Origin of the sequence: Microbacterium enclense (assembly GCF_001456955.1) — a bacterium.
In the GTDB taxonomy this organism is placed as follows: Bacteria; Actinomycetota; Actinomycetes; order Actinomycetales; family Microbacteriaceae; genus Microbacterium; species Microbacterium enclense.
The window spans coordinates 283,422-298,296 of record NZ_KQ758467.1; the positions used below are offsets into that span (position 1 = coordinate 283,422).

16 protein-coding genes are annotated in these 14,875 nt (G+C 70.9%); 15 read left to right on the top strand and 1 reads right to left on the bottom strand.

What is annotated here, in order from left to right:
• Nucleotides 1-4 precede the first annotated feature (4 nt).
• From hpt to lysS, 12 genes are all read left to right on the top strand, one after another.
• Nucleotides 5-556, top strand: coding sequence for a hypoxanthine phosphoribosyltransferase (gene hpt, locus AS029_RS01285; RefSeq protein ID WP_058230799.1), 552 nt, complete (start codon nt 5-7; stop codon nt 554-556).
• Nucleotides 557-687: 131 nt separating this feature from the next.
• Entirely contained in the window at nt 688-2,691 is a 2,004-nt protein-coding gene (ftsH, locus tag AS029_RS01290; RefSeq protein ID WP_058230800.1) for an ATP-dependent zinc metalloprotease FtsH, read from the top strand.
• Between the two features lie 6 nt (nt 2,692-2,697).
• Nucleotides 2,698-3,285: a GTP cyclohydrolase I gene (gene folE, locus AS029_RS01295; protein ID WP_058230801.1), complete on the top strand. Its 588-nt coding sequence runs from the start codon at nt 2,698-2,700 to the stop codon at nt 3,283-3,285.
• Complete coding sequence (gene folP / locus AS029_RS01300; protein ID WP_058230802.1) at nt 3,282-4,073, top strand: dihydropteroate synthase; 792 nt, start codon at nt 3,282-3,284, stop codon at nt 4,071-4,073. Before folE ends, folP begins: the two co-directional genes overlap by 4 nt.
• Entirely contained in the window at nt 4,073-4,441 is a 369-nt protein-coding gene (gene folB, locus AS029_RS01305) for a dihydroneopterin aldolase (RefSeq protein WP_058230803.1), read from the top strand. Before folP ends, folB begins: the two co-directional genes overlap by 1 nt.
• A complete protein-coding gene (gene folK / locus AS029_RS01310; RefSeq protein WP_058230804.1) occupies nt 4,438-4,956 on the top strand; it encodes a 2-amino-4-hydroxy-6-hydroxymethyldihydropteridine diphosphokinase in 519 nt (172 codons plus the stop codon). The genes folB and folK overlap by 4 nt, the downstream gene beginning before the upstream one ends.
• Nucleotides 4,953-5,438 (top strand): DUF3180 domain-containing protein, encoded by a 486-nt coding sequence (locus AS029_RS01315; RefSeq protein WP_058230805.1) that lies wholly within the window; start codon nt 4,953-4,955, stop codon nt 5,436-5,438. The genes folK and AS029_RS01315 overlap by 4 nt, the downstream gene beginning before the upstream one ends.
• A complete protein-coding gene (locus AS029_RS01320) occupies nt 5,392-6,060 on the top strand; it encodes a PH domain-containing protein (protein WP_082642090.1) in 669 nt (222 codons plus the stop codon). Before AS029_RS01315 ends, AS029_RS01320 begins: the two co-directional genes overlap by 47 nt.
• Nucleotides 6,057-7,625: a PH domain-containing protein gene (locus AS029_RS01325; protein WP_058230807.1), complete on the top strand. Its 1,569-nt coding sequence runs from the start codon at nt 6,057-6,059 to the stop codon at nt 7,623-7,625. Before AS029_RS01320 ends, AS029_RS01325 begins: the two co-directional genes overlap by 4 nt.
• A complete protein-coding gene (locus tag AS029_RS01330; RefSeq protein ID WP_058230808.1) occupies nt 7,622-8,341 on the top strand; it encodes a DUF2520 domain-containing protein in 720 nt (239 codons plus the stop codon). Before AS029_RS01325 ends, AS029_RS01330 begins: the two co-directional genes overlap by 4 nt.
• Nucleotides 8,338-9,192: a pantoate--beta-alanine ligase gene (gene panC / locus AS029_RS01335; RefSeq protein WP_058230809.1), complete on the top strand. Its 855-nt coding sequence runs from the start codon at nt 8,338-8,340 to the stop codon at nt 9,190-9,192. Before AS029_RS01330 ends, panC begins: the two co-directional genes overlap by 4 nt.
• A gap of 167 nt (nt 9,193-9,359) precedes the next feature.
• Nucleotides 9,360-10,880 carry a lysine--tRNA ligase gene (gene lysS / locus AS029_RS01340; protein WP_058230810.1) on the top strand — a complete coding sequence of 507 codons (1,521 nt, stop codon included), beginning with the start codon at nt 9,360-9,362 and terminating at the stop codon, nt 10,878-10,880.
• On the opposite strand, the gene AS029_RS01345 is transcribed toward lysS, so the two are convergent.
• Nucleotides 10,831-11,988 (bottom strand): DUF4192 family protein, encoded by a 1,158-nt coding sequence (locus AS029_RS01345; RefSeq protein WP_058230811.1) that lies wholly within the window; start codon nt 11,986-11,988, stop codon nt 10,831-10,833. The two genes, lysS and AS029_RS01345, sit on opposite strands and share 50 nt — an antisense overlap.
• 133 nt (nt 11,989-12,121) lie before the next feature.
• Here AS029_RS01345 and AS029_RS01350 point away from each other — a divergent pair, with 133 nt between their 5' ends.
• The 3 genes from AS029_RS01350 to AS029_RS01360 all read left to right on the top strand — a co-directional run bounded on the left by AS029_RS01350 (nt 12,122) and on the right by AS029_RS01360 (nt 14,653).
• Nucleotides 12,122-12,319 carry a hypothetical protein gene (locus AS029_RS01350; protein ID WP_058230812.1) on the top strand — a complete coding sequence of 66 codons (198 nt, stop codon included), beginning with the start codon at nt 12,122-12,124 and terminating at the stop codon, nt 12,317-12,319.
• 64 nt (nt 12,320-12,383) lie between these two features.
• Nucleotides 12,384-13,850 (top strand): cardiolipin synthase, encoded by a 1,467-nt coding sequence (cls, locus tag AS029_RS01355; protein WP_058230813.1) that lies wholly within the window; start codon nt 12,384-12,386, stop codon nt 13,848-13,850.
• A 77-nt stretch (nt 13,851-13,927) separates the two neighbouring features.
• Nucleotides 13,928-14,653 (top strand): hypothetical protein, encoded by a 726-nt coding sequence (locus AS029_RS01360; protein WP_058230814.1) that lies wholly within the window; start codon nt 13,928-13,930, stop codon nt 14,651-14,653.
• The last annotated feature ends 222 nt before the right edge of the window (nt 14,654-14,875 follow it).

The window sequence follows — 14,875 nt, forward strand, 5'->3', positions numbered from 1 at the left end:
GCGGATGCGCGCGGCCGACATCTCCGACGACATCAGCGAAGTCCTCCTCACCGAGGAACAGATCCACGACAAGCTCGCCGAACTGGCGACGCAGGTGGTCGCCGACTACGACGGCCGCGAGGTCGTGCTCGTGGGCGTGCTCAAGGGCGCGGTCATGGTGATGGCCGATTTCGCCCGGCACCTGCCCGTGCACGTGTCGATGGACTGGATGGCGGTGTCGTCGTACGGCGCGAGCACCCGCTCCAGCGGCGTGGTGCAGATCCGCAAAGACCTCGACACCGACATCACCGGCAAGCACGTGCTCATCGTCGAAGACATCATCGACTCGGGCCTCACCCTCAGCTGGCTGCTCGAGAACTTCGCGTCTCGCGGCGCGGCCTCGGTCGAGGTGCTGGCGCTGCTTCGCAAGCCGGATGCCATGAAGGTCGAGGTCGACTGCCGGTACGTCGGCTTCGACATCCCCAACGACTTCGTGATCGGTTACGGCCTCGACTATGCCGAGCGCTACCGCAACCTCCGCGACGTCGCGGTGCTCGCGCCCCACGTCTACTCCTGACGGCCGGCGGCGCGGCCGCCGGGCACCCTGTACGCCCAAAACGAACGCACAGGCCCGGCATAGTCGACACACGTTAGCCTGATGCGACCGCATTTCTGCGGAGGATCACGAAAGGGCTGGGCTCGCCCACCATGAATTTCAAGAAGATCACGCGCAATCCGATCATCTACGTTCTGCTGGTCGTTCTGCTTCTGATCATCGGTTTCTCCCTCATCTCCAACCTCACCGGCGCCCGTCAGGTGTCGACGAAGGAGGGTCTGGAGCTGCTCAAGGGCAGCACCGTGACCAAGGTGGTGACGAACGATCCCGATCAGCGCGTCGATCTGACGCTCTCCGAGCCCTTCGAGGGCGCCGAGAACGTGCAGTTCTACTACGGTCAGGCCCGCGCGGCCGAGGTCGCGAACGCGATCGACGCCGCCGCCCCCTCCGACGGCTTCAACGACGTCGTGCCCAAGCCCAGCTGGTTCGACGGATTCCTGGGACTCATGCTCCCCCTCGTGCTCCTCGGCCTGCTGTTCTGGTGGCTGCTGTCCAGCGCCCAGGGTGGCGGCAGCAAGGTCATGCAGTTCGGCAAGTCGCGCGCGAAGCTCGTCACGAAAGAGACGCCGACGGTCACCTTCCAAGACGTCGCGGGCTCCGACGAGGCCATCGAAGAGCTCGACGAGATCAAGGAGTTCCTCAAGGATCCGAAGAAGTTCGAAGAGGTCGGCGCCCGCATCCCGAAGGGCGTGCTGCTGTACGGCCCTCCCGGAACCGGTAAGACCCTGCTCGCCCGCGCCGTCGCAGGCGAGGCCGGGGTTCCCTTCTACTCGATCTCGGGCTCGGACTTCGTCGAGATGTTCGTCGGCGTCGGCGCCAGCCGCGTGCGCGACCTGTTCAACCAGGCGAAAGAGAGCTCCCCGGCGATCATCTTCATCGACGAGATCGACGCCGTCGGCCGCCACCGCGGCGCCGGCATGGGCGGCGGTCACGACGAGCGCGAGCAGACGCTGAACCAGATGCTCGTCGAGATGGACGGCTTCGACCCGAAGGTCAACGTCATCGTCATCGCGGCGACCAACCGTCCCGACATCCTCGACCCCGCCCTGTTGCGCCCCGGCCGCTTCGACCGTCAGATCGGCGTCGACGCCCCCGACCTGAAGGGCCGCCAGCGCATCCTCGAGGTGCACGGTCGCGGCAAGCCGCTGTCGGACTCGGTCGACCTCGAGGTCGTCGCGCGCAAGACGCCCGGCTTCACCGGTGCCGATCTGGCCAACGTGCTCAACGAGGCGGCCCTGCTGACCGCGCGCTCGAACGCGCAGCTCATCGACAACCGCGCGCTCGACGAGGCGATCGACCGCGTCATCGCCGGCCCGCAGCGCCGCACCCGCGTGATGAAGGACAAAGAGAAGCTCATCACGGCCTACCACGAGGGCGGTCACGCGCTCGCGGCCGCGGCGATGAACCACACCGACCCCGTCACGAAGGTCACGATCCTGCCGCGCGGCAAGGCGCTGGGGTACACGATGGTGCTGCCGCTCGACGACAAGTACTCCGTCACCCGCAACGAGCTGCAGGACCAGCTGACCTACGCCATGGGCGGCCGCGTCGCGGAGGAGATCGTCTTCCACGACCCCACCACCGGCGCGTCGAACGACATCGAGAAGGCGACGAGCATCGCCCGCAAGATGGTCACCGAGTACGGCATGACCAACGAGGTCGGCCCGGTCAAGCTCGGCTCGTCGTCGGGCGAGGTCTTCATGGGCCGCGACATGGGTCACGGCCGCGACTTCTCGGAGCGCATCGCCGAGCGCGTCGACGCCCAGGTGCGCGCGCTCATCGAGCAGGCGCACAACGAGGCGTACCAGGTCATCAACGACAACCGCGAGGTGCTCGACAAGCTCGCGCTGGCCCTTCTCGAGAAGGAGACGCTCGACCACAACGAGCTGGCCGACATCTTCAAAGACGTCAAGCGTCTCAGCCCGCGTCCGCAGTGGCTCTCGTCGGGCGACCGTCCCGTCTCGACGCTGCCGCCGGTGAACGTGCCGCGTCGCGAGCAGCCCGCGGGCGTGGCGGCATCCACCGAGGCCGAGGCGCAGACGCAGGCCCAGGCGCAGCCCCGTCCGAGCGGACAGACGCGCCCGGCCACCGCCTGAGGCGCCGTGGCCGTCGATCGAGAACGCATCGCGGCGCTCGTCCGTGAGTTGCTGGAGGCGATCGGGGAGGACCCCGATCGCCCCGGCCTCCGGCAGACGCCCACGCGCGTGGCCGACTCCTGGGCCGAGTTCTTCGGCGGAGTGGGTCAGGATGCCGGTGCCCCGCTCGAGCACACCATCTCGGTGTCGCGAGGGCCGGCGCCCGACACCCTGCCCTCCGGCGCGGTGATGGTGCGCGACATCGCCTTCCGTTCGATGTGCGAGCACCACCTGCTGCCCTTCCGTGGCCGTGCCCACGTGGCGTATCTGCCCGGTGAAGAGGTCGTGGGCCTCGGCGCGCTGCCGCGGGTCATCGACATCCTGGCCGCCCGCCCGCAGGTGCAGGAACGGCTCGGGGAGCAGATCGCGGATGCCATCGCCTCGGCGCTCGACGCCCGCGGCGTGCTGGTCGTGCTCGACGCCACGCACGAGTGCGTCACCATGCGCGGCGGACGTCAGCCCGACGCGTCGACGGTCACGATCGCCGCGCGCGGCGTCTACACCGAACCCACGGCGCGGGCCGAACTCGTCGCGTTGATCGGAGCGCGCGCGTGACCCTCGTCATGGGGATCGTCAACGTCACCCCCGACTCGTTCAGCGACGGTGGCCGCTATCTCGACCCCGACGTCGCGATCGCGCACGCGCGGCTCCTGCGAGAGCAGGGCGCCGAAATCCTCGACGTGGGCGGCGAGTCCACGCGGCCGGGAGCCGAGCGCGTCGCGCCCCGGGTCGAGCAGCAGCGGGTGCTGCCGGTCGTCGAGGCCTTGGCATCCGAGGGCTCGTCCGTGAGCATCGACACGATGAACGCCTCGACGGCGGTCGCCGCGGTCGACGCGGGAGCGCGGCTGGTCAACGACGTCTCGGGCGGGCTCGCCGACCCCGAGATGTTGGCCGCCGTCGCCGCGACCGGTGCCGACATCGCGCTGGGGCATTGGCGCGGTCCGTCGGCCGAGATGTACGCCCGCGCCGACTATGCCGACGTGGGCCGCGACGTCGCCGCCGAGCTCAAGGAGCGCGTCGCCGCCGCGGTCGCCGCGGGGATCGACCCGTCGCGGATCGTCGTCGACCCCGGCATCGGCTTCGGCAAGCGCGGTGCGCAGAACTGGCAGACGCTGCGGGCGCTGCCCGCACTCGGCGCCCTCGGCTACCGCGTGCTCGTGGGGACCAGCCGCAAGAGGTTCCTCGCCGAGGTGCTCGAGGGCGATGCCGACCTCGGCCGCCGAGACCTCGCCACCGCCGTCACCAGCGCCCTGGCCGCTCAGGCCGGCGCGTGGGCGGTGCGCGTGCACGATGTCCCGACCACCCTCGACGCGCTCGCCGTCGCCCGCGCCTGGGAGGCCTGATGGATGCCGCCGACCACATCACCCTGACGGGCGTGCGCGCCTACGGGTACCACGGCGTGTACGCCGACGAAAGGCGCGAGGGCCAGGAGTTCGTCGTCGATGCCGTGCTGGCCCTGTCGCTGCGGCGCGCGGCCGAGACCGACGACGTGGCCGACACCGTGCACTACGGCGAACTGGCCGAGCGCCTCGTCGCGGTCGTCGCGGGCGAACCGGTCGATCTGCTCGAGACCCTCGCGCAGCGCCTCGCCGACGACGTGCTGACCGACGAGCGCGTGGATGCCGTGACCATCACGGTGCACAAGCCGCAGGCGCCGATCCCGGTGCCGTTCGGCGACGTCGCGGTGACCATCACGCGGGTCCGCCCGTGAGCGTGCGACTGGCGCACGGCCCGGGCGAGGCTCCGCGGACGACGCCCGTCACCGCGGTCGTCGCGCTCGGCGCCAACCTCGGCCGCCGCGCGGAGACGCTGGCCGCGGCGGTCGACGAACTGCGACGCTTGACCCTCACCAACGACGTCCGCGTGTCGACACCGATCGAGACCGTCGCGGTGACCCTCGACGGCGAAGACGAAGACGCCCCGCGTTACCTGAACGCCGTCGCCCTGCTCACGACCCGACTGGCTCCGGCGGAACTGCTGGCATCCCTCCACCGCATCGAAGCGCGGCACGGGCGCGTGCGGCGGGAGCGCTGGGGCGACCGCACCCTCGACCTCGACCTCATCGCGTACGGTGACGACGTCATCGACGGCCCCGACCTCGTCGTGCCGCACCCGCGGGCTCACGAGCGCGAGTTCGTGCTCGGCCCCTGGGCGGAGTTGGATCCGGATGCCGAGATCCCCGGACGAGGGCGCATCGCCGACCTGCTGGAAGGGCTCCGACGATGAAACGCACGGGTGCCGGCATCCTGACCATCGCCGTCATCATCGGCGCCGCGGTCGGCTTCATCCTCGACACGCTGCTGACAGCGATGGGACGACCGACGTTCTCACCCGCCGCGAGCCTGCCCACGATCCTCGCCCTGCTCGGCGTGGTGATCGTCATGCTGGCCGTGCCGGTGCACCGTGCGGCGCGGAACCGCGGCGGGCGGCGCATCAACCCCTTCCAGGCGCTGCGCATCGCGATGCTCGCGAAGGCGTCGTCGCTGCTGGGCGCGGTGTCGCTCGGGTTCTCGCTGGGGCTCCTGGTCTTCCTGACGACCCGGCCGGTCACTCCGTCGCTAGGCTCGATGGGAACGATCATCGCGACGCTCGTGTGCGCTGTCGTCCTCGTCGTCGCGGGGCTCGTCGCCGAGCAGTTGTGCACCATCCGGAAGGACGACGATGACGACACCCCCGGAAACACCCCGACCGGACCCGTTCAGGCCTGACGGCGACGCGGACGCGCCGCCCGCGGAGCGCCTCGACGCGCCGGCGCACCACGGCCCGTCGGAGAGCGCCGCACCCGACCCGGGCGACGACGCCGTGCTCGGGGAGCGCACGTACGACCGGATCCTCGAGCCGCGTTCCCGCCGTCGCCTGCCCCTCGGCGACGGCACCTGGTATCAGCTCGCCCGTGCCTACGTGCGCGTGCAGCTCATCACCCAGGGCGCGGTCGTCGTCCTCGTGCTGGCCGCCGCCATCGTGGCCCAGGTGATCACCGGGGTGCGCTGGCAGTGGATCCCCGCCGGGATCATCCTCCTCGTGACGCTGGTGGGGCTCGTCATCACGCCGCGGCAGGCGCGTTCGTTCGGTTATCAGTTGCGCCGCGACGATCTCGTCTTCCGCCGGGGGATCCTCTGGCAGCGGGTGGTGGCGGTGCCCTACGGCCGCATGCAGCTCGTGGACATCACGCACGGTCCGCTGGACCGCGGTTTCGGCATCGCCCAGCTGAAGCTGGTCACGGCCGCGGCGTCGACGGGCGTCACCATCCCGGGGCTCACGCAGGAGGCGGCCGAGCATCTGCGCGACACGCTCGTCGCCGTGGCCGAGACGCGTCGGACGGGACTGTGAGCGACCCGGACGGCCCGCTCCCCGCTCCGGCGCGGACGCTCGTGCGCTCGCCCTACAGCGACGGCGAGTGGCATCGGCTGCATCCCCTCACCCCGCTGTTGCGCGGGGGTCTGACGCTGCTCGTCATCATCGGCCTGATCGTCGCGAACCTGCGCGAGAGGCTCGTGGAGTTCCTCTTCCCCGCGTTCACCGATCTGCCGCCGGGGGCGATCCCGCCGGACCCCGTCGATTTCCTCTTCGCGAACAACCTCCTCCTCATCGCGGGCGGTGCGGCCCTGGTGGTTCTCATCGTGCTGCTCGTGCTGTTCCGTCTGTCGTGGCGGTTCCACATGCTGCGCATCGGCGACGACGACGTGGAGGTGCGCTCGGGCGTGCTCTTCCGCACCCATCGGCGGGCCCCGCTCGACCGCGTGCAGGGGGTCAACCTCACGAGGCCGATGATCGCCCGGCTCCTCGGGCTCGCGAAGCTCGAGGTCGTGGGGGCCGGACTCGACGCGAACGTCAAGCTCGAGTACCTGTCGGGAAAGGATGCCGAGGCCATTCGCGGCGACATCCTGCGGCTCGCTTCCGGCCGCCGTCTCGCCGCGGGCACGGCGACCGCGGCGGAGCGCTCTTCGCTCGCACGCCAGGCCGCGGCGGCCGTGGGCTCGGGCCTGCAGGGGCTCGTCGACGGGGAGGACCTCTCCGACGCCGAGCCGGAGAGCATCGTGCGCATCCCGCTGGGCCGTTTGGTGGCATCCCGGGTGCTGAGCGGGTCGACGCTCTTCCTGATCGCGCTGGTCGTCGGGATCGTCGTGGCGGCGTCTTTGTCGACGCTCTGGTTGCTCTTCACCGTCGTTCCGATGTTCCTGGCCTTCGGGGCGTACTACCTGCGGTCCATCGCGCGTGGTCTGCGCTATTCGATCGCGCCCACGAGCGACGGAGTGCGGGTCACCTTCGGTCTCTTCACCACGGTCTCCGAGATCGTGCCGCCAGGGCGCGTGCACGCGATCGAGGTGCGCCAGCCCCTGATGTGGCGGCCGTTCGGGTGGTGGACGGTCTCGGTGAACCGCCTGTCGGGGCGTTCGTCGACCGACACCAGCACCGACCAGTTCGCCGCCGTCCTTCCGATCGGTACCCGCGACGACGTCGAACGCGTGCTCGCGATCCTCGCGCCCGCCCTGACCGGCGGCGAGTGGACGGGCGTGTTCCGTGACGGCATCCTGGGTCCCGTGGACGACGACCCCTACATGACGACCCCGCCGCGGGCGCGATGGCTGCGGCCGTTCTCGTGGCGGCGCAACGGCGTGCTGCTCACCGACGAGGCCCTGCTCATGCGTCGAGGGTGGGTGTGGCGCTCGCTCAGCATCCTGCCGCTGGCGCGCCTGCAGTCGGTCGGCGTGCAGCAGGGTCCGCTGGCCCGCGCGTTCGGCGCGGCGACCCTGACCGGTCACGTGATCGCCGGCACGGTGCAGACCTCCGTCGGCGCGCTCGATCGCGACGAGGTCGTCCGCGTCTTCGAGCGCACCGCGCGGGCGAGCGTCATGGCGGCCTCCACCGACCGCAGTCACCGGTGGGCCGGATGAGCGGCCGCGACGGACGCCTCGGCGTCGGGGTGATCGGCGCCGGCCGCGTGGGGCCGGTGATCGCCGCCGCGCTCGCCGGCGCCGGGCACGCCCTGACGGGGATCACCTCGGGATCGGACGACGACCGGGTCGAGGCGATCCTCCCCGGTCTGCCGGTCCTCACCGCGGACGAGGTCGTCAGACGGAGCGAGCTCGTCGTCCTCGCCGTTCCGCACGACCAGCTGCCCGCTCTCGTGACGGGTCTCGCGGAGCTCGGAGCCTGGCAGCCGGGGCAGCTCGTGCTGCACACCGACCCCGCGTACGGCGCGCGCGTGCTCGACCCGGCTGCGCGGTCGGGAGCCATTCCGCTCGCCATCCACCCGGCCATCGCCTTCACCGGCGCGTCGTCGATCGACCTGCGCCAGCTCGCACAGGCGTACGCCGCCGTGACGGCGCCGGCGCCGGTGCTGCCCATCGCGCAGGCCCTGGCGGTCGAGTTGGGCTGTGAACCCGTCGTCGTCGCGGAGGACGACCGCGCCACCTACGCCGAGGCGATCGCCACGGCGACGGAGTTCTCACGCTCGATCGTGCGGCAGTCCTCGGAGATGCTCGCCCGCGTCGGGGTCGACAACCCCGGCGGCTACCTCTCGGCGTTGGTCAGGTCGAGTGTCGACCAGGCCCTCGTCGAGGGCAGCGGGCGCCGCACGCCCGGCGGCGACGCTACGATCGACGGATGATCCGCACCCTCGAGGATCTGCGCACCCGACTCGGCGAGATCCGAGGCGCAGACCGTTCGTCCGGCGGCCCTCGCGTCGCGCTCGTCTCGACGTTGGGGGCTCTGCACGACGGCCACGTCGACCTCGTCCACGAAGCGCGCGAGCGCGCCGACGTCGTCGTGGTGTCGACCTTCGTGAACCCGCTGCGCTTCCGCACCGCCGACGAGACGGCGGCCTATCCGCGCTCGCCGGAGGCGGACGAGCGAGTGCTCCGCGACCTCGGCGTCGACGTGGTCTTCGCGCCCGGCGCGGCAGAGTTGCTGCCCGCGGGCACGGCGACCACCCGGGTGTCGGCGGGCGACGTGGGTCTGCGGTACGAGGGGCGGGTGCGCCCGTTCTACTTCGATGGCGTCCTGACCGTCGAGGCGAAGCTGTTCAACCTGGTGCGCCCCGACGTCGCCGTCTACGGCGAGCGAGACCTCCAGCGGGTCTTCCTCGTGGAGCGCATGGTGCGCGACCTCGATTTCGCGGTCGAGATAGCCACGGTGCCCACCGTGCGCACCGACGACGGGCTGCCGGTGTCCAGCCGTATCGGCCTGCTCGAGCCCGCCGATCGTCGCGCGGCGGCCAAGCTGCCGCGGGCGCTCGAGGCCGCGGCATCCAATGCCGATCTCGGCGTCGACGCGTGCATCGCGGCCGCCCAGTCGGCGCTGATGGGGGAGCAGCGCATCGCGCTGGAGTACCTGAGCGTCGTCGATCCCGCCACCTTCCTGCCCGTCGACGACGGACACCGCGGGCGCGCGCTGGCTCTCATCGCGGCGACCGTGGGCGGGCACCGTTTCATCGACAACGCTGAGATCTCGCTGCGCTGACAGCGGGGCCCGGCCTTGGGCGGGCACCGTCTCACCGACAACGCTGAAATCTTGCTGCGCTGACAGCGGGGCCCGTCCGTGGGCGGGCGACGACGGGCGGACTGCTCGTGGCCCCGGGCCGCGCGATCGCGGCGAATAGACTGGGGAAGACCCCGAGGAGCTTCACGATGACCGACGCGCCCGCGAACGACGCCGCCGAACCCACCGAAGACGAGGTCTTCGAGCAGAAGGCGGTACGCCTGGCCAAGCGCGAGCGACTGCTCGCCGAGCGCACGGACGCGGCCGGTGGACCGTACCCCGTGGCCGTGCCCGTCACGGTGACCATCCCCGAGCTGCGCGCGCGCTTCGGGGCGCTCGAAGCCGGCGACGAGACCGGCGAGACCGCGGGCGTCGCGGGACGCGTGGTGTTCAGCCGCAACACCGGCAAGCTGTGCTTCGCCTCGCTGCAGGCGGGCGACGGCAGCCGCATCCAGGCCATGGTCTCGCTGGCGAACGTCGGCGAGGAATCGCTGCAGGCGTGGAAGGAGCTCGTCGACCTGGGCGACCACGTCTTCGTCTCGGGCGAGGTCATCTCCAGCCGCCGCGGCGAGCTGTCGATCATGGTCGCCGAGTGGCGCATCGCCGCGAAGGCCGTGCTGCCCCTGCCCAACCTGCACACCGAGCTGAGCGAGGAGAGCAGGGTTCGCAGCCGCTTCCTCGACCTCATCGTGCGCGACCGCGCCCGCGCGACGGTGCTCGCCCGGGCCAAGGTCAACCAGAGCCTGCGTCGCACGTTCACCGAGCGCGACTTCGTCGAGGTCGAGACGCCCATGCTGCAGGTGCAGCACGGCGGCGCGAGCGCCCGGCCCTTCACGACGCACTCCAACGCCTTCGACACGGAGCTCTTCCTGCGCATCGCGCCGGAGCTCTACCTGAAGCGCGCCGTGGTCGGCGGCATCGACCGCGTCTACGAGATCAACCGCAACTTCCGCAATGAGGGCGCCGACACCACGCACAGCCCCGAGTTCGCGATGCTCGAGGCCTACCAGGCCTATACCGACTACAACGGCATCGCCGACCTCACGCAGACCCTGATCCAGGATGCCGCCGTCGCGGTCGCCGGCTCCACCACGGTGACGTGGGCCGACGGCACCGAGTACGACCTCGGCGGCGAGTGGGACCGCATCTCGATGTACGACTCGCTGTCGGAGGCCGCGGGCCGCTCGATCACGCCCGACACCCCCCTCGAGGAGCTTCGGGCCCTCGGTGCCGAGAACGAGGTCGATGCCCCGCCGCACGAGACGCACGGCAAGTGGGTCGAAGAGCTGTGGGAGCACTTCGTGAAGCCCGGCCTCACCCGTCCGACCTTCGTCATGGACTTCCCCGTCGACACCAGCCCGCTCGTGCGCGAGCATCGCTCGATCGCCGGAGTCGTGGAGAAGTGGGACCTGTACGTGCGCGGCTTCGAGCTGGCCACCGGTTACTCGGAGCTCGTCGACCCGGTCATCCAGCGTCACCGCTTCACCGAGCAGGCGAAGCTCGCCGCCCGCGGTGATGCGGAGGCCATGCCCATCGACGAGGAGTTCCTCCGCGCGCTCGAACACGGCATGCCGCCCACCGGGGGGATGGGCATGGGGATCGACCGACTGCTCATGGCCATCACGGGACTCGGGATCCGCGAGACGATCCTGTTCCCGCTGGTGAAGTAGGACGCTCGAACACCCACTCGGGAAGGCGTCCGGCGTCGATCATGGTGCGCATGATGTCGCTGAGACCGTGCCGGCCGTCGATCTCGAGGGCGGCCTCGGCGTAAGCGGCGGCGTGCGTCGAGCGCCCCGTCGCCCACGCGAGCCACGCGCACGCCGCGAGGGGCCCCGGTCGCCGTTCCCGGACCACGAGTGACGCGACCCGGCGGCAGAGCTCCAGCCCGATGCGTAGCCGCGCCGGATCGGGGCACGCGCCCTCGCCCCACATCGGGCGGGCGAGATCTTCCGGCACGGACTCGCCGCCGCGGAACGCGGTCTGGGCACGGAACACGGCGTCGCCGGTCGCCAGGTCTCCGGTCCACTGCATGAGGGCGACGTCGCGCAGCGCCGGTCGCTCGAGGCAGAAGGCCAGCGCTGCCAGCTGAGACAGCTCGACGTGCTCTCCAGGCAGGGTGACGACGTTCTCGAACAGGGCCGGCGGGTCGGCGATCTCGGCCGCGACCGCTTCGGCGGCTGCCCGCCGAGCGGGGGAGAGCCGGCGACGGTCGCGCGAGCGTCTCAGGGAGTGCTCCACGTCGATCAGAAGCTGCTCCACGCGCTCGGCGTCGGCGACGGATGACGCGGGCAGCCCGGCGGCGGCGAGGTGGTCGCCGCTGACGTCGCCCGCGAGCTCCGGGCGCGCGGCATCCTGGATCTCGCTCAGGGGACGCGTCTCCGCCGACGGATCGAGGTAGCTCGTCCATCCGTCGGCGCCCACGGCGAGCGCGTCGACGACGCGCAGTCCGCAGATGTCGGCCCGGGCGCGCACCGCATCCACGATCCCGGTGTGGGGAGCGTGGGCCCCGCCGGTCAAGACGTCGTCGGTGTACACGGCGATGGCGACGGCGTCGGTGCGGGCGACCTTGCAGGCCATCCCGATGACGGTCGAGGCCACGCCGTCTTCGGTCGATGCGTCACCGGCCGGCGGGAGATCGACGCGCATCGCCCCGAGCGAGCGGCCCCGGCCGAAGGGGACGACGACGAGGCTCTCGCGCGGCGTGCATTCGAGCAGGTGCGGGACGAGGGCGAGGAAAGCGGGCGACGAGGTGGCCCGAACGACGGTGGTTGTCATGCGTCGAGAGTGGCGCGCGGGGGTCGTCCGGCGCGGGGCGGAATCGCTCGATCGTGGATCATTCCGCGCATCGGTGCCGTGGGGAGAAGGCCTGCACGGGCGTTCGCCCAGCCGCCGCGGGTATCCTCGGAGCATGGATGCCACCTGGACCGCGATGCTGTGGGCGATCCTGCCGACCCTCGTCGTCTCGGTCGTCTTCTTCTTCATCCTGCGCGGTGCCATCCGCCTCGACCGCACGGAGCGCAAGGTGTACTCCCGGATCGAGGCGGAGGAACGGGCCAAGCGCGGGCTGCCGCCGGTCGCCCCCACCGGCGACGCTTCGGCGAACTGACGATCGCGCCACCGCTGTCGGGGGCCATCGCTACGCTGGGTCCACGACCTGTCCAGGAGGACCCGTGATCAATGCCACGTTCGACGCGAGCTGGCTCGTCATCACGCTGTTCGTCGTCGACCTGGTGGTGCGCATCGCGGCGGTCATCATCGTTCCGCGCAACCGTCGTCCCACCGCCGCCATGGCGTGGCTGCTGGCGATCTACTTCATCCCCTTCGTGGGGGTCTTCCTCTTCCTGCTGATCGGCAACCCGCGGCTGCCGCGGAAGCGGCGGCGCAAGCAGACGGCGATCAACCACTACATCCACGACACCAGCGAGTCCCTCGACTTCGGCACGCTCCGGCCGAACGCGCCGCAGTGGTTCCGGGCGCTGGTGCGGCTGAACCGCAATCTCGGCGCCATGCCGATCGCGGGCGACAACGCCGCGACCCTCATCGCCGACTATCAGCAGAGCCTCGATGCGATGGCCGAGGCGATCCGTCAGGCCACCCGCTACGTGCACGTCGAGTTCTACATCCTGCAGTCCGACGACTCCACCGACAACTTCTTCCGCGCGCTCGAAGAGGCGTCGGAGCGCGGTGTGGTGGTGCGCGTGCTGCTCGACCACTGGGCCAACCGCGGCAAGCCGTTCTATCGGCAGACGCTGCGTCGTCTCGACGCGATGGGCGCCCACTGGCACCTGATGCTGCCGGTGCAGCCGTTGCGAGGCCGTTACCAGCGGCCCGACCTGCGCAACCACCGCAAGCTCCTCGTCATCGACGGCGACGTGGCGTACATGGGCTCGCAGAACATCACCGACTCCTCCTACAACCTGCGCAAGAACATCCGCCGCGGTCTGCACTGGGTCGATCTGATGGTGCGCGTGGAGGGGCCGGTGGTTGCCAGCGTCAACGCGGTGTTCCTCTCCGACTGGTACAGCGAGACCGACGAGACGCTCCGCGACGAGATCGACCTGTTCAGCGTCACCACCGGGCCGGGCGACCTCGACTGCCAGGTCGTCCCCTCGGGTCCGGGCTTCGACTTCCAGAACAATCTGAAGCTGTTCCTCGGGCTGCTCTTCGCCGCTCAGGAGCGCATCATCATCGTCAGCCCGTACTTCGTGCCCGACGAGGCCCTGCTGCTCGCCATCACCACGGCCTGTCAGCGGGGCGTGCACGTGGAGTTGTTCGTGTCGGAAGAGGGCGACCAGGCCATGGTCTACCACGCGCAGCGCAGCTACTACGAGGCGCTCCTGCGCGCCGGGGTCGTCATCTGGATGTATCGCAAGCCCTACATCCTGCACAGCAAGAGCGTGACGATCGACGACGAGGTCGCGGTCATCGGCTCGAGCAACATGGACATGCGTTCGTTCGGTCTCAACCTGGAAGTCTCGATGCTCGTGCGCGGCGAGGAGTTCGTGCGCGACATGCGCGCCGTCGAAGACCACTACCGCCGTCTCAGCCGTCAGCTCACCATCGAGGAGTGGCGACGCCAGCCCCTGCGCTCGACGATCCTCGACAACCTCGCCCGCCTCACCTCCGCCCTGCAGTGAGGTGTCGCGGCATTCGCCGCCGGCATCCAGGAATCTCCGCCATCATGGGGCGGAACCGACCCCCCCCGGAGGTTTGCATGTCCCGTCACCGTCTGACCTTGATCGGCCTGCTCGGAGCGGGCCTGCTCGCCGCCGGTGCGCTCACCGGGTGCGCCTCCGGCGCCGCCTCGTCGTCGCCGACGTCCTCCTCGTCTTCGGATGCCGTGTCGCCCGAGCCCGCAGGCGGGGTCGAGGCCGCCTGGGTCGACGCGGGCCGCGCCATCGCGGTCGTCACCTCGGGCAGCTCGTCGTGCGTGCCGTCGGTGAACGGCGAGCCGCAGGTCGTCGACGGAGCGCTCGTGGTGGACCTCGTCGAACCGGCCCAGGAGCCCTGCACGCGCGATATGGCGCCGCGCGCCACCCTCGTGACGCTCCCCGCCGGGACCGGCGCGACCGCCGACCTCGCGGTGCGCGTGAGCGGAGCGGTCGAGGGTGAGACGACGCTCGCCGCGCTGGGTGACGTGTCGTCGGCATCCGAAGACCTCGCCCCGAGTGCGGGATGGGTGACGTCCTCGCTCGTCGCGATCGTCACCTACGGTAGCTCCAGCTGCGTGCCCGTCGTCGAGTCGGTGACGGCGGACGGCGATCGGGTCGCCGTGCAATTCGCCGCACCCCCGGCCGATCAGGTCTGCACGATGGACTACGCCCCGCGCGTGACCCTGGCCGACGTCGGCGCCGAGGCGGGCCAGGGTGAGGTGTCGCTGGTCCTGTCCGGCGGCAACGTGCAGGCGCCCGACCCGATCCCCGTGCTCGGAACCCGCTGACCCTCCTCCCCAGGGCGGGGTTTGTCCCCGTCGCCCGCCCGTGTCACTCGGTGCGGGCGGTGAGAGGGCATGTTGGGGTGATGCGCCCCCGTCCCCTCCCACCCGCACTCGGCGCTTGTTTCTCCGTGGGTGAGGCCCGCGACAGCGGGGTCACGGATCGGCGGCTTCGCGCCGGGGATCTCGCGCGGCCGTATCACGGGGTTCGGGCTGTGGTGCTGCCAG